This is a genomic window from uncultured Brachyspira sp. (genome assembly GCF_949287625.1).
Lineage (GTDB): Bacteria > Spirochaetota > Brachyspiria > Brachyspirales > Brachyspiraceae > Brachyspira.
The window spans coordinates 1-14,629 of record NZ_CASEGO010000007.1 but is presented as its reverse complement, the minus strand read 5'-3'; the positions used below and the strand labels follow the sequence as shown (position 1 = coordinate 14,629).

18 protein-coding genes and 1 pseudogene are annotated in these 14,629 nt (G+C 30.4%); all 19 read left to right on the top strand.

Features of this window, described 5'->3' with window-relative positions; translation table 11 throughout:
- The first annotated feature begins 24 nt into the window (after nt 1-24).
- Nucleotides 25-435 (top strand): hypothetical protein, encoded by a 411-nt coding sequence (locus tag Q1X91_RS02655; RefSeq protein WP_300753147.1) that lies wholly within the window; start codon nt 25-27, stop codon nt 433-435.
- A complete protein-coding gene (locus Q1X91_RS02650) occupies nt 422-826 on the top strand; it encodes a hypothetical protein (RefSeq protein ID WP_300753144.1) in 405 nt (134 codons plus the stop codon). Before Q1X91_RS02655 ends, Q1X91_RS02650 begins: the two co-directional genes overlap by 14 nt.
- A gap of 3 nt (nt 827-829) precedes the next feature.
- Nucleotides 830-1,921, top strand: coding sequence for a major capsid protein (locus Q1X91_RS02645; protein WP_300753142.1), 1,092 nt, complete (start codon nt 830-832; stop codon nt 1,919-1,921).
- A 27-nt stretch (nt 1,922-1,948) separates the two neighbouring features.
- Nucleotides 1,949-2,311: a hypothetical protein gene (locus tag Q1X91_RS02640; RefSeq protein WP_300753140.1), complete on the top strand. Its 363-nt coding sequence runs from the start codon at nt 1,949-1,951 to the stop codon at nt 2,309-2,311.
- Nucleotides 2,312-2,322: 11 nt separating this feature from the next.
- Nucleotides 2,323-2,721 (top strand): hypothetical protein, encoded by a 399-nt coding sequence (locus Q1X91_RS02635; protein ID WP_300753138.1) that lies wholly within the window; start codon nt 2,323-2,325, stop codon nt 2,719-2,721.
- Between the two features lie 3 nt (nt 2,722-2,724).
- Nucleotides 2,725-3,318: a hypothetical protein gene (locus tag Q1X91_RS02630; RefSeq protein WP_300753135.1), complete on the top strand. Its 594-nt coding sequence runs from the start codon at nt 2,725-2,727 to the stop codon at nt 3,316-3,318.
- A 12-nt stretch (nt 3,319-3,330) separates the two neighbouring features.
- Nucleotides 3,331-4,800, top strand: a complete 1,470-nt coding sequence (locus tag Q1X91_RS02625; RefSeq protein ID WP_300753132.1) for a hypothetical protein — start codon at nt 3,331-3,333, stop codon at nt 4,798-4,800.
- A 16-nt stretch (nt 4,801-4,816) separates the two neighbouring features.
- Nucleotides 4,817-5,212: a hypothetical protein gene (locus Q1X91_RS02620; RefSeq protein ID WP_300753130.1), complete on the top strand. Its 396-nt coding sequence runs from the start codon at nt 4,817-4,819 to the stop codon at nt 5,210-5,212.
- Nucleotides 5,213-5,229: 17 nt separating this feature from the next.
- The gene (locus Q1X91_RS02615) at nt 5,230-5,682 is read left to right on the top strand and encodes a hypothetical protein (RefSeq protein WP_300753127.1); all 453 of its coding nucleotides are present in this window, start codon (nt 5,230-5,232) and stop codon (nt 5,680-5,682) included.
- Nucleotides 5,683-5,875: 193 nt separating this feature from the next.
- Nucleotides 5,876-6,343, top strand: a complete 468-nt coding sequence (locus Q1X91_RS02610; RefSeq protein ID WP_300753124.1) for a hypothetical protein — start codon at nt 5,876-5,878, stop codon at nt 6,341-6,343.
- Between the two features lie 201 nt (nt 6,344-6,544).
- Nucleotides 6,545-8,584: a tape measure protein gene (locus Q1X91_RS02605; protein ID WP_300753121.1), complete on the top strand. Its 2,040-nt coding sequence runs from the start codon at nt 6,545-6,547 to the stop codon at nt 8,582-8,584.
- Nucleotides 8,585-8,595: 11 nt separating this feature from the next.
- Entirely contained in the window at nt 8,596-9,228 is a 633-nt protein-coding gene (locus Q1X91_RS02600; RefSeq protein WP_300753118.1) for a hypothetical protein, read from the top strand.
- A 13-nt stretch (nt 9,229-9,241) separates the two neighbouring features.
- Nucleotides 9,242-10,048 (top strand): hypothetical protein, encoded by an 807-nt coding sequence (locus Q1X91_RS02595; RefSeq protein ID WP_300753115.1) that lies wholly within the window; start codon nt 9,242-9,244, stop codon nt 10,046-10,048.
- 9 nt (nt 10,049-10,057) lie between these two features.
- Nucleotides 10,058-11,080 (top strand): hypothetical protein, encoded by a 1,023-nt coding sequence (locus tag Q1X91_RS02590; RefSeq protein WP_300753113.1) that lies wholly within the window; start codon nt 10,058-10,060, stop codon nt 11,078-11,080.
- Between the two features lie 20 nt (nt 11,081-11,100).
- Nucleotides 11,101-11,649: a hypothetical protein gene (locus Q1X91_RS02585; protein ID WP_300753110.1), complete on the top strand. Its 549-nt coding sequence runs from the start codon at nt 11,101-11,103 to the stop codon at nt 11,647-11,649.
- 91 nt (nt 11,650-11,740) lie between these two features.
- Nucleotides 11,741-12,145 (top strand): hypothetical protein, encoded by a 405-nt coding sequence (locus Q1X91_RS02580; protein ID WP_300753107.1) that lies wholly within the window; start codon nt 11,741-11,743, stop codon nt 12,143-12,145.
- Nucleotides 12,142-13,251, top strand: a complete 1,110-nt coding sequence (locus tag Q1X91_RS02575) for a baseplate J/gp47 family protein (RefSeq protein ID WP_300753105.1) — start codon at nt 12,142-12,144, stop codon at nt 13,249-13,251. The genes Q1X91_RS02580 and Q1X91_RS02575 overlap by 4 nt, the downstream gene beginning before the upstream one ends.
- Entirely contained in the window at nt 13,244-13,885 is a 642-nt protein-coding gene (locus tag Q1X91_RS02570; protein WP_300753104.1) for a hypothetical protein, read from the top strand. Before Q1X91_RS02575 ends, Q1X91_RS02570 begins: the two co-directional genes overlap by 8 nt.
- A 21-nt stretch (nt 13,886-13,906) precedes the next feature.
- Nucleotides 13,907-14,629 (top strand): annotated as a pseudogene (locus Q1X91_RS02565) (hypothetical protein); the annotation flags it as partial.

Below are 14,629 nucleotides of genomic sequence, written 5' to 3'. Positions count from 1 at the left end.
CGTAACAATAATAAGGAGTATAAAATGGATAAAGAAGAAATATTACAGGCTATACAAGAAAGTATATCTGCTAATATGAAAAATATTAGAGAAGATATACAGAAAAGCAGTGAGGAAGTATCAGCTAAACTTACAGACTTTAATAATCAAATATCTGCTTTAAAGTCAGATTATGAGGCTTTGAAAAAAGATGTTGAAGATATGAAGGCAAAAAAGCTGGAAGATGATAAAGCTGATAATTCTGAAAATAGTAAAGATGATGAAGAGAAGCCTTTAAGTCAATCAGAGTTAAATGAACTTGCTGAAAGAAATACAACTCCTTCATCTCCAGCAGCTGTTAATACTAAAGAAAATGCTTTAGGCAATGCTTTAGTTGATTATGCTTTAGAAAATAAAAAATACATAATGAGGGAGGATAAAAATGGCAGACAGTAAATTTTTCACAACACAAAGAAAGCCTAATATAATAGCAGGCGAATATTCTACAGTTTTTCATACTTTAGCAGAGGCAAGCAGTGCAGTATATCCTCAAGGTACTGTTTTAGTAATGGACGAAACAACAGGAAAATTAAAAGTGTTTTCAAGCGATACAGCAGCAAAAGCTAATTATGACTTATATATACTTTTAGAAGATGAAGTTACTGCAGATAAGGATAAAAAAGTATCTGTAATAACTAGAGGCGCAATTAATGCGGGGGCTTTAGTATTAAATAAAAGCGGGGATACACTTACAAGTGCAGTAAACGGCTGTCAAATAGAAGGCTGGCTTAGAAATAAGTTTGAGTTAATACATTTTGAAAACAGAGATAATATTATAAAGGAGTAAATAATGCCAAATAACAAATTTGTAGGTTCTACATTTGAAGGTTTTTCAGCTTTAGGTAAAAAATATGATCAAATAAAAGCAGTACAGAAATTTTCAGCTTACTTTTATAATCTATTTAAAAGAGGCAATATTATAAGAAATAGAAACGGCAACACTATAGACTTGCCTACTAAATTAATGGTTCGTGCTATGGGCGATTATTCTCCTAGAGGGCATATACCAGCACCTAAATTGTCTCCTTCTGAACAGATAACATCATATTCTATTCCTAGTATAAAAGAAGTGAGAATTATCACAGAAAAAATGGTCAGAGATAGAATGGCAAGTGAAAACTTGTACAATAATCAGGCTCTTGCGGCTGGAATGGTAATAGTTGATTTGATGTCTGAAATGGAGGAAGCTATAGCAAGAAGAAATGAGCTTTCTGCTATACAAGCATTAACAGACGGAGAGGTAACATCAGCAGACGGAAAAAGTCAAGTCAGTTTTCCTAAAATAGCAACTCATGATGTTACACCTAATAATTTATGGAGCGATTTAGATAATTCAAACCCTATATCTGATTTAGATGATTTATTTACTATTCTTCATAAAGACGGCGGCACTTCAAGTTTTTCTGTATATATGGGAAGCGAGGCTTGGGAATATTTTATGAATAATACTAAAGTAAGAGATACAGTAAAAGTATTATCAAAAGGAGAAATACAGCCTTTATTTACAGTAGATGAAGCAGATAAAGAAGGCGTGTATACTTGGAGTTCATTTATTACACCTAGAGCTCATAGAGTATCAATAAAACAGTATAATCAGTTATATGATACATTTGATGAAAGCGGAAACAGAAACGGAAGCGAAGAGTTTTTCTCTCCAAAAGATGTACTTATAATGGCTAATGGCTGTCCTTTAACTTTAGGTATAGGTACTCCTGAAGTATTAGAGCCTTATGGTAATGCTGCTTATAGATATATGAGATACGGAGATAATATAGTTACTATAGAAAGCAAAAAAACTCATATAGAGTTAATAATGTGGCATTGTTCTATACCGCTTTTACCATATATGGACAGGTTGGGAACTATAAGAGCTGCAGCATAATAATATTTTATTTAAGGAGAATTAAGTATGGCTAAACAAACTAAAACAGAATCAGAAAATAATACTGAAAAATATCAAGTAGGCAAAGGAAGTATTACATATAAGCCTAACGGCTATTCATTATCTAAAATAATAACTGTAGGCGAAGTAATACCAGATGAAATAATAGAAAATTATAAAAGGCAGAATGTATTAGAAAAACTGCTTGAGAAAGGAACTATTGTTTTATGCGGTGCTGATTTAGAAGAGACAAAGAAAGAGTATGTAAATCCTCCTTCTAATGCTTCGGAGATGATGAATGAAATAGCTGATAAAACTTCTCAAAAAACTGAAGAAACAAAAGAAGCTGTTTCAGAAAATAAAGAAGAAGCAAAAGAAAGTAATGAGTAGGAGCTTATACTATGCCTTTTAATGATAAAGAAGAAAAGAAAAGACCATTATCTTTAAGCGAGATGGCTAATAATGACTTGACTGATATATTTAATAATAATACAGACATTAAGTTTACAGACAGAAGCACTAATAATGAAGAGAATCTTATCATTAAAGGCATAGCAGTAAGAAAAGATATTAATTATAACCCTTTGGAAAATGTAAGTATAGATCTGCCTGAACATAAAATAATAGTAAAAACTGCAGATTTCACATTAAAGCCTAAGGATATAACTGATGTATATGTAGAGTGGAATAATGCTAATGGAGAGACTATTAAAGGAAAAATATTATCAGAGAAAAAAACTGATACTTTGTCTGTTACTACATTTTTAATAGAGCTTGTTATGGAAGATGAAGGAGATTAATTTATGTCCAACCCTAATTTAGAACTTCCTATGTGGAATATTATAGAAGAGTATTATGTTCGTGTATTAAAAACTTTTTCTGAAAATTATTTAGAAGAAGAAGAGAGACCTATCGTATTAAATGCTGGAAGAAGTAATTATTTTGCTGAACTTTTAAAAAAATATCCTGCGGTAATCAATTTGTATATGACAGAAATAGAAAAAGGTAAATTAAATACAAAAACATATAAGCAGGATAAATTATCTTTTTGTATAGATGTATTAACAGCACCTGTAAAAAATACTCATAAAATTAATATAGAAAATCAGGGAGAATTAGCTTATAAAACTTCACAGATTTATACTAATTTTGTAAGGACTTGTCTTTCGGATTTAAATGTTGCAGAGCCTACAGCAGAGGCAGACGGCAAAAAAATATATATAACTTCTAATTTTTATTTTGTAGGAATAGAGCAATTAAATATAGAAAATAGTAATTTAGAGTTTGCAGTATCTGCTGCTAGAATTAAATATACAGTAGAGTGTCCTTTCTATCCTAGCGATAGTCAGAATTATACAGAATTAAAAGAGATAATAAGTCAAATAAATATAAATTAATTAGGGGGAAATATGGGATCATTAACAGAAAGTTCAAAAGCAAGTATAGTAGCTATAGAAACAGAAAATAAAGATCCAAATACTTCAATATCAAGCATACCTAGAAAAATGCTTGTTTTGGGAAGTGCGGATACATCTTATTTGGGAGCAAAGGATAAAATTATTCTTATAAGCAAAGCAAAGCAGGCGGAGAGATTTGGAGTAGGTTCACAGCTTCATCAAATGCTTACAGGTATATTTGACACTTCGCTTAATTTTGATGTATATGCTTCTGCTATAAGCGAAGCTGAAGATGCAGGCGAAGCTGCTGCCGATATAACAGTAACAGGAACAGCCGCAAAAAACGGAACTATATATATTTATATAGGAGGCGTTAGAGTGTCTGTAAATGTAAAGACTGGAGAAGATGCCAGTCAAATACATACTAATATGATAACAGCAATATCTTCTGTTTTAGATGTTCCTGTTAAAGCAGCAGACGGTACAGATAAAGTTACACTAACTTCTAAATGGAAAGGTAAAACTGCTAATGAGATTACTTTAAGTCAGGGTATTAATGAAGAAGAAACTAATGCTATGCCTGAAGGTATATCTTTGACATTCAGCAGCGAAACATTAGAAGGCGGACTTGGAGATGTATCATTAGAGAAAGTTTTAAGCGAATTTGATTCTACTTATTATACTTCTATAGCAACAGCCTTTACTGATACTGAAAACTTAAATCTTCTTATGGATAGATCAGAGGAATTGTTTTCAGCAACAGAAAAAAGAGGTTTTTATGTAGTAGGCGGATATAATGAAAAAGAAAGCGATTATGTGAGTTTGGTAGAAAATAGAAATGATAAATATTACTGTGCTTTTTGGGCTGAGCAGAGCATAACACCTAAATATATGATAGGAGCTTTAGCCTGCAGAAGTATAGAAAACTCACTTGCTGAAAGTGTATCTGTTGCCTTCGGCGGAGCTATAGACGGTATTATAGCTGGAAAAAGTCCTTACAGAAAGTTTGAAGAGATAGACAATATAGTAAAAAAAGGCGGTTCATGCAGTATTTATAATTCTTATGGAGAGGTGCTTTTTAAAGATACTTTCACCACTTATAAAACAGCAGATGACGGTTCAGAAAGCAATGCTTATTCTTTCTTACAGACTATAGGAAAACTTCAGGTTCTTCAGTATGAAATGAATGATGTATTTTCAAAAGCCCCTTATTATAAAGCGGTTTTGGTAAGTGATGAATCTAGTGTAAGAAGCGATGTAAATGCTGTAAAACCTAAAACAGCAAAAGCAACCCTTACTACTTTAATAAGAGATTGGGAAGGCAGAGGGCTTTTAAATAATGCTACTTCATCAATAGAGAATATCACGGCACAAATAGGAAGCGTAGCTGGAAGATTAGAAATAGGCTTTATGGCTTATTTTTCTACTCCGCTTGGTCAGGTTGATATTAAAGTTGATTGGACTTTACAGGTTAATTCATAATAATTAGGAGGTAAAAATGGGTTATACAGTTATAGCAGGTGATGTCAAAGAGTTAACTATAGATCATATATCTTATCCTGTACCTGAAGAGGCAACATGCAGTATTTTATCAAATATAGGAACTTCTCCTATAAAAGAAAATGAAATAACTGCATGTACTGCTGATACTTCAGTGCTTAGAGGGAAAAATGTATCTGCTGGTTTTGAAAAATTAAAAGTAATTTTAAGAAGTGATTTAGAAAGTCATTTAATAAATATAAGAGATCATGGCTTGAGTGTTCCTGTACTTCTTACTGTTGCCAACGGTGATACTTACAGCGGTGAGCTTATGGTAGAAGGCGGTTTCTCTATAAGTACAGAGGATAGAAGCATAGAGCTTTCTATGAAAGGAAACTATTTTACTAAGATGTAATTTTTTAAGAGGGTTTTATGAATATAGTTTACGCAGGAGATATAGTTAGTTTTTCTATTGGTAATTATGAGATACCAATAAAGACAGGTACTTCCTGCGAAATTATACCATCTTTGGGGGCATATACATTGGAAAATAAAACTTATGTATATCCTATTAACAACGGGCAAAAAGTATATTCAGTATCTAATATAGTTTCTGCTGGTATAAAAGATATAGAAATAGTATTAACTGATACTATAGAGAGACTTTTAATGATAATGCTTACTGAGAAATTATTTCTGCCTGTAATACTTACTTTACAAGGCGGAAGAATATACAGCGGAGATTTAGCTTTATCAGGCGGACTTAATATTAATGGTACAGAAAAAACAACATCTATATCATTATACGGCGAATATTTCTGCGGAACTACTGAAGATACAAGTAAAATAGGAAAGCTAATATCTTCATTAAATAAAAAAAGATAATAAAAGCAATAAGAAAATTAATAAATGACAGCAACTTTTTTCGGCGTAAAAACAAATAAGCGAGCCGATCGAGTAGGTACCCTACGGGTGGGCGAGTATAACAACAATAGCCGTAAAAAAATTGCCTATAGCTAATTTATTAGCTATAGCCTGACAGCAATTTTTTTCGGCGTAACAACAATAGGAGTTAATTATGGAATATAAAATGGATAGAAATTATGCTTTGGAGATATTTAATCCTTTATACGAGCATATATACGATTATGAATATGAGGAAGAGAATAATGCTTCTTCTGAAATTATAGAAAATATTATAGAACTTATTAGGAAAGAAAGGCTTATTATAGAACAAGATGAGACTAATGATTATGTACTTACATTTAAATTAAAAAGTCCTTGTAAAATAGGAGCTAATATAAAAGAGGAATTAAAACTTGTTGAGCCTAAAGCTGATGATTTAAGTAAAATGAAATCTTTAAAAGAAGAAGGAGTAAATGTATTTGAAACTAGTATAGATGTACTTAAAGCCTGTTCTTCTCAAGCAGATCATCTTTTAATAAGACAAATGAAAGCAGGGGATTTAAGAGCTGCTTTTCCTGTTGCTATGCTTTTAGCTGCTTTTTTGGATAAGGATAAAACAAAAAATCCCAGTAAAGAATAAAATAAATATAAAGGATAATATAGAAAGAGCAAAAGCATTAATAGCTAAAACTTTTCATCTTAAATTATATGAACTTGATAAACTTACATTAAGCGATTTAAGAAGATATATTAAGATGTCAAATATAGTAGCAGAGGAAGAAAAGAAGGCATTGGAAAAGGCTAAAAAATAAATAGTGTATTAAAAGAGGTTTAATCAAATATGGCAGTTTCAAGCAATGTATTTAATGTAGCAGTAGTATTGTCTTTTATAGACAAATTTACAAGACCTATGACCCGTATGACTTCTAGTATGGGTAAACTTCAGCAGCAGTTATATTATGCAGATAGGTATATGCAGGACGCTTTTGTAAAGGGTACTATAGCAGCTGTTGGTATGACGGCAGCCATTAATAAAATGGTAGATGCGTACAAATGGCTTGAAACAGCTAGTGTAAATATGACTACGGCACTTAAAGGCGATATAGAAGCAGCTGATGAACTTATAGAGAAAATAAGAAATATGGCAGAAAACTCACCTCTTACAGCCGAGCCTTTGGTAAACTCAGCCAATATACTTTTAAGCTATGGTGTTCAGAAAGATGATATTATGGACACATTAAAAAGACTTGGAGATTTAGCTAAAGGTAAAGACGATGTACTTGAAAGTTTGGTTATGGGATACGGGAGGATAATTGCTGAAGACAGAGTAACAAGAGAGCATTTGGACAGATTTATTTTTAAAGGCGGAATAGATATGTACGGACCTTTAGCAAAATCTATGAACCTAACTAAAGAACAGTTAGCAAAAGAGATGGAGGCAGGAAATGTAAAAGCAGATAATCTTATAGATGCTGTACATTTACTTACGGATCAAGGCGGACAGTTTTATGATGCTATGAATAAACTTAATGATACTTTGGAAGGACAAACTCAGCAGTTTTTAGAGAAATTAGACAGAGTTTTCGGAGCATTCGGCGGAGTATTTGCTCCTTTCTTTAAAGAAGCATTAAAGACTGTAATTAATCCTATGCTTACAGATACCAAAAAAATTATTGAAGGGTATTTAGTACCTGATGCATCTCGGATAAAGTATCAATATGATAAAGAAACAAATACTGCTGCAAAAATAATTTATAATACTGATACTACTGTCAATATATGGACAGCTTTAAAAAAAGTATTGGACGCATTAAAGCCTGATTTGAAGTTTCTTGAACAGGTAATGGAAAACTTAAAAAACGGCACATCATTATTTTATGTATTTGCAGATATATTAGTTTCTTTTATAAACGGTTTGAAAGCAGCTTTTAAGGTGTTTACTGTAATACTTAATGTATTAAGACCATTTAGAAATATAATAGGTTTTTTGGCAGGTGCTTTTGTATTTGCTGCTCCGTTTTTATTTGTATTAACAAAATTAGCTTCATTAACTTTATTTTGGTTTTCCATACTAAAAAGCGGAATAGGAACTTTGATAGCATTAAAAAAGAATATATCTTTTTTCCCGCAAATAATAAAGATGTTGACATCTCCATTTTCAGTAATAATAACTAAATTCAAGGTACTTTTTACTGGGCTATTTACTTTTATTAAAGGAGGTTTAATAGGTGCTTTTACTGCTATTAAAGGAGCTATTGCTGGATTAGCTGGAACGGCTTTAGGTACTGTAGCTATTATAGGAATTGTCATTGCTGCTGTTATAGGGCTTTCTTTAATATTTGGGCAGTTATATAAAAGATTTGAATGGTTTAGAAAAATTGCAGACGGCCTTACTGGATTTTTATATAAAATAGCTGATAAATTAAAAAGTATGGGCGGAATATTTGAGTTTTTTGGAAAAAAGATAGAAAACATTTCTAATGTATTTAGGGCATTTTTTCAGGGAGATTTATTTAGCTTATTATTATCTATGTTTAAGATGGCAGCCGACAGTATTTTAGGAATATTTATATTAATATTGGCTGGAGCTTCATTTGTATTTAATAAATTAAATGATTTTTTAGGTAAAATGGGTATTAATTGGCTTGAGGCAGCAGTTCAAAAAACTGATGCTATTCTTAACGGACTTAGAGGCGTTTCTGATAATATGCAGAAAATGCTTGATGATAATGCCAAAGCTAGAGGCGAGAACATAAAAGAAAATGCCAGAGTAAATGGAGAAAATAATAATAATATCACAACAAAAGACCCTGATACAACAGTTGAAACTGAAACATTTTTTTATACAGAAATAAATCCTTTGCCTAATGGTGCTTATTAAAGGCGGTGAATATGTCAATATTAAATGATTATAAAGAATGTAAATTTATAGCTCCTGACAAAAATGAAATGACTTTAATATTAGAAAATACTTCAAATACTTTTAAAAGAAAAGTACAAAGCGGTACGGTTAATAATGTTACTTATGCTCAAGATGAAGGAAAAGATACAACACAAATAACATTAGATGTTGTGTTTTTTGATTATCAGGCTAAAGGTTCTGAAGCACTTGAAATATTAAAAAAGAAAATGGAAAATTATAATGCTGATATAAAAACAGATTATTCTAACTGCTATGAACAAGCATCATACTTTATGGGGCTTGTATCTCAAAAGGCTTCAGATGATAAGCCTGCATATTTACAGCACCCATTATATCCTAATAAATTAAAAGTATGTACAGTTAGCGTTAAAGATAATACTTCTTTAATAAAAGATGTTGGAATGTCTAAGGTAAGCGTAACTTTTATACTTGTAGACAAGTATGGAATACCTCCATCTGGTTCTGTTAATAAAAGCAGTATAGGAGGTCAGTTTTTTAATGTACTTCGTCCTATGCTTGATGCTATTTGTAAAAAAGGGGCAGAAGAATATAGTATTGTTAATGCTTCTCCTGAAGCTATTATTATTGAAGAAAAAAAATAAAAGGAGTGTTTTTATGTCATGTCCTTATTGCGGAGGTAAAGGAGGAGGGCTTTGTTCTGCTAATACTAATATGCAGGCTAATATATTAAAAAAAGATATGAATGCTTTTACTTCGGCACTGGAAAGTGTTATGAATGCGGCAAGAGTAGCTGATGATATTTTTCTTGAGATACAGACAGAAATTAGTCAGACTTTGAATGATTATGTAACAAACCCTCTTTTAGCAATGATGTCTATAAACAGAGTATTAAAAAGACCTGCTGAATTAGCTGTAAATATAGTAAATAAAGTACAAGGCTATTCTTCTTTAATAGAAACTATGATAAATAATAATGCATATACATATTCTCAAAAAGCATTAAAAGAGATGATGATTAGTTTCGCTGCTATGTATATGTGCGTGTCTGTAACAAGCGGAGATTTTAGAGATAAAAGCGAATCTCTTTATACAGAAAAATTATTATTAGAAACAGAGAAAAAAGTATTAGAAAGTTTTGAAACAATAGAAGGTACAATAGCTGGAGCTTATGAAGAGAAATATCTTCAGGGCGAAGAGTATACTATTAATATAGAAGCTAAAAAAGAATTAGTAAAAATGTTTGATATGACTAGGACTTATTTAATAGAAAATATTAATGAACTTCCTACAAAAAGAACATTGATACTAAATAAAGACAGAAACTATATTGATGTATGCTCTGAAGTATACGGAAATATAGAAGAAGAAACACTTGATATGTTTATAAGCGATAATAATATAAAAGGCGAAGAGATTTTTATGCTTAGAAAAGGAAGAAGCATAAATTATTATATTGATTAAAAAAATAATATGGCATTACAAAATAAATTAGTATTAATCATAGCAAATAAAACCATAGAGTATTTCAAATCTATTGAAGTAAACTTTGATATAAAAGCAATTACATCAAATATTATTATAGAGCTTCCTTACGGAGAAAGCTATGAAGATATTTATAAGCCTTTTGAGTTTCAAAGTGTATCGCTTGAATATAACAATAATACTGTATTTTTAGGTATTATAGAAAATTGGCAGACTGTCATTAATGAAAATACTTATATTCTTCAAGGAAGAGCTTTAACTTCGGTATTTTGTCATAAGTTTACTAATATTAAAAATTATATTTATAAAGATACCGCTATAGGAAATATTTTAAATACTATATCAGGCGAATATAATATAAAAGTAAAACTTCCTTTAGGAGATACTGATAAACTTAATACTATTTATTTTAATCATAATGAAAGTTTTGCCTGTCAAATACAAAATCAAATATCAAGAACTTCTATAAAAGGATATGTTCCTCTTTTAAGCTGTGATTTTGAAGGTAATTTAGTTTTTGGAAAAAATATTGAAAAACTCGCAGAGGCAAATGAGGTACTCAATTTAGATTATGATTATAATAATATTTATGATGCTAAAATAAATTACAGAGGCGATTTAAGAAAAGCTAAATATACAAGATACGGACAAAATGAAGAGAGTACAAATATTGAGTTTACTATAAGCGACAGTGAAATGAGCAGACTTAATATTATAGATTCAAGATACTCTATAGGAAAAACTATTGATGAGCTTAGAAATATAGCAAGCAGAGACAGAGCTTATGATATTATGGCTTCTAATCAGATATATATACATTATAAAAGCTGGCTTGATAAAAATAATTCATTAATAGATACAGGGGATATTGTTTCTTTAAGAATATCAAAAAAATTAATAGAAGAGAGTACGAAGTTTATAATAGAAACATTAAAACTCTATTATTCTAATGAAATAGGTTTTTATTCTATGTTTAAACTTACTCCTTATAACACTTTTAATGTAGGTTAAGGAAATAATAGGATAATAATATGTTTGCTTCAATAAAGTCAATATTAGATAGAATAAAAAAAAGACCTTTTGTAAAAACTGAAACTATAGGCAAAGAAGTTATTGAGGCACAGGTTTTACAGCCTTCGGGCTTTACTTCTGTTCCTATTAAAGATAAAAGAGCATTTATTACAAATATTAATACAAATTATAAAGTAATATTAGCTTTTGAAGATTTAATTGATGAAGGACTTAAAGAGGGAGAGGCTTGTATTTATTCTTCCGATGACAGCGGAAATATAAAAGCAAAAATAAAATTATTAAAAGACGGAACTATAGAGCTTGAAGGAGAAAAAATAAAATTAAACGGTGATGCTGAAGGCGGACTTATAAAGATAGAAGAATTAAAAAAAGAGTTAGAAAAAAATAATCAAATATTACAGATAATATTACAAGTATGCTCTATTCCAGTAAATGAAGCAGGAAACAACAGTCCTTCAGTATTTCAGCAGACATTGAATGCGGCATTACAAGGTAAAACTATAGGCAATTTTAATAATATAGAAAATGACAAAGTTTTACATGGATAATCAAATATAACAAAATATTTTTATAATATTAATTCTCATAAATCAAAAATGATTCACTTATTAAAAAATAAGAAGACTGTATAATGACTATATGGATTTTGGAGATATTGTTCTTAAAATTACCGAAGACGGCTCGGATATAGTATTAAGCGGAAATTCCTCAATAGAATTAGATCCTACTCTTAATATGTCATTAATGGTAACTTTATTTTCTAATAAAGAGTGGTTCGGAAATTGTTTAGCCGATGAAGATGATAAAATAGGAAGCGATATAGAGGCAATAAAAGAAGTATCTATAATAGGAAGAAAAAAATTAGAAGATGAAATACAGTCATCACTTCAATATCTTGTAAATGAAAATAAAGCAAAAGATGTAAATGTTAATGTACAGATAATTGGTGATGGTAAAAAAGAAAATAAAAGATATGACACAAATATAAAAATTACAGAGCCTGACGGTACAGAAAAAAATATTTATTGGAAATATGCAGTATGAAGCAAATACCTACTATTAAAGAGATAAGAGATAATGTCTTATCTGCTATTAAAACTGAAATTTATTCAGATAAAGCTGAAAGTATTATGCTTGAAAGAAGCGTATGGTATGTTTTAGCTACTGCTTTTGCTGCTGTATTAAGAAGCTGTTATGAATTTGCTAGATACATAAAAAGACAAATATTTACTTCTACAGCCGATGAAGAAAGCCTTGAGCTTAGAGGTCAGCAATATGGTATATATAGAAAAAAAGGAGAAAACACAGTACTTTCTGTAAAAGTTACAGGCGATGCTTTTGCTGAAATAGCAGAGAACTCACAGCTTATACATGATGATTATATATATCTTACTAGAAGCAAAACTAAATTGGATATAGCAGGCGAAGGAAAAGCAGAAATCATTTCTACTATAATAGGAAATGATACCATACTTCCAGTAGGTGAAACTCTTACTTTTATAAGCCCTATATCTAATATTGATTCTAATGCTTTTGTAGAGGAAATAATAAAAGAAGGAGAAGATGAAGAAGCTATAGAAACATTAAGAAACAGAATACAAGTATTTGAAAGAACAAGACCTCAGGGCGGTGCTGTACCAGACTTTATACTTTGGACAACTGAAGTACCTGAAATATCAGGGGCTATGATTTTAAGAGCTACTCAAGATGACAGAGTGGTTACTGTATATCCTATTGCTGATGAAAGTACAGGAAGCAGAATACCAGATGAAGAAAAATTAAAAGAGGTTTTAGATTATGTTTCTGATGATGTAAGATGTCCGCCTTGTTTAGTAAGAGTAGAAGCACCTAGAGAATTAATTATTGATGTAACAGTGAGAAACTTATCGCCTTTAAATGAGGCTTCAAAAACTAGACTTGAAAGTGCTTGGGATAATTTTTTGAAAACTAAAAAGCCTAAACAGTACACTAATGATAATGATGTGGATAATTTAATAGATAAAGCAACTTTAATATCTACAGCTTTGCTTAATGATATTAAAACTTTGGATATAGATAGTATAAGTATAGTAGATGAGCCAAGCATATCTGTACCTTATGTATTAAAAATCGGAGAGCTTGCCAAATTAGGAACTGTAACTTATGTATAAAGATTTTTTCTACAAACTATTTATGTCTTTGCTGCCTATTGGAAGATTATGGCAGTTTGGTATTAATATACAAAAAGTTATAAATATATTAGCTAATGAATTGTCAAAATTAAAAGAATATATTAATGAGATTTCTAATGAGAGTATACCTTACACTGCTGATGATACAGTAGAAGAATGGCTAAAACAATACGGACTTAAAAATACCGGAGATCAAAAAGCTAATAAAAACCTAATATGTATTTATGCTAATGCAGTTGGCGGAAGCAGTATTTATTATTTAGAGAATATACTTGATAAAATGTACCCTGATATAATTATTAGCTTTAATGATATAAAAACTAAAGTAACTCTTGATGGAGAGCTCTATACTAAAATAGAGCAGGACGATTTGATAGACTTTGTAGAAAAAATATTTCCTGCTTATATAGTGATAGTTTATTTTATAGATGTTAAAGAGGATTACGGGCAGTATTCTGAATGTAATAATGCTATATGCGGAGTTAGTATATGTAATAATCCTCAAAAAGAGATTGCTGTTTTTGATAATAAAAAGACATCTATTGTTGGTCTTATGGTATGCGGCAAAGGAAGAACTGGAAACATCAAAAAAGAAGAAGCAGATAATAATTAAGTATAAAGGAGTTTTATTTATATGAAATTAAATGATCCTACAGTATCTGGTTCGGCAGCAGACGGAACTTGTATAGATAAAGATGAAAGAAACGGAATAGCAGGTACTTTATTAAAAGCTAAGTTTTTCAATCAGCTTATTTATGAAACTAATACTTTGATTAAAGAAGGCAGATTAATACCATCAGATAAAGATTTAACACAGATTTATACTGCTATAAGAAACTTATATACTAATGCAGATAATGAATTAAAAAATTATTTTGATAACAAAATAAGTATAGAAAGCAGTAAAATTATTGAAGAGATAAAAGAAAGAAAAGAAGCAGACAGCAATTTACAAAATCAAATAAATACAGCTAACTCAAAAATTACTCAGGAAATAACTGACAGAAAAAATGCAGACAGTAATTTGCAAAGTCTTATAAATACAGCTAATTCCAAAATTACTCAGGAAATAACTGATAGAAAAAATGCTGTAACAAATATAGAAAGTAAAATAAGGGATATTAATATGACTATAGAAGAAACATCATCTTTTATAATAAAAGAAACAATTATAAAGTCAGGTTCAGGAACACAATCGTGGGCATTGAATTGGAGAAGCGATTTAGAATATTTGCAGGTATCAGGTTATGTAGGCGGCAGTAATTATACAGGTGAGTTCGGACTTTATAATAATTTTAGTAATGATAAAGCACCATTTATAGGCTGGTTATCAAAAAATTATTATGGAGGTACGTTT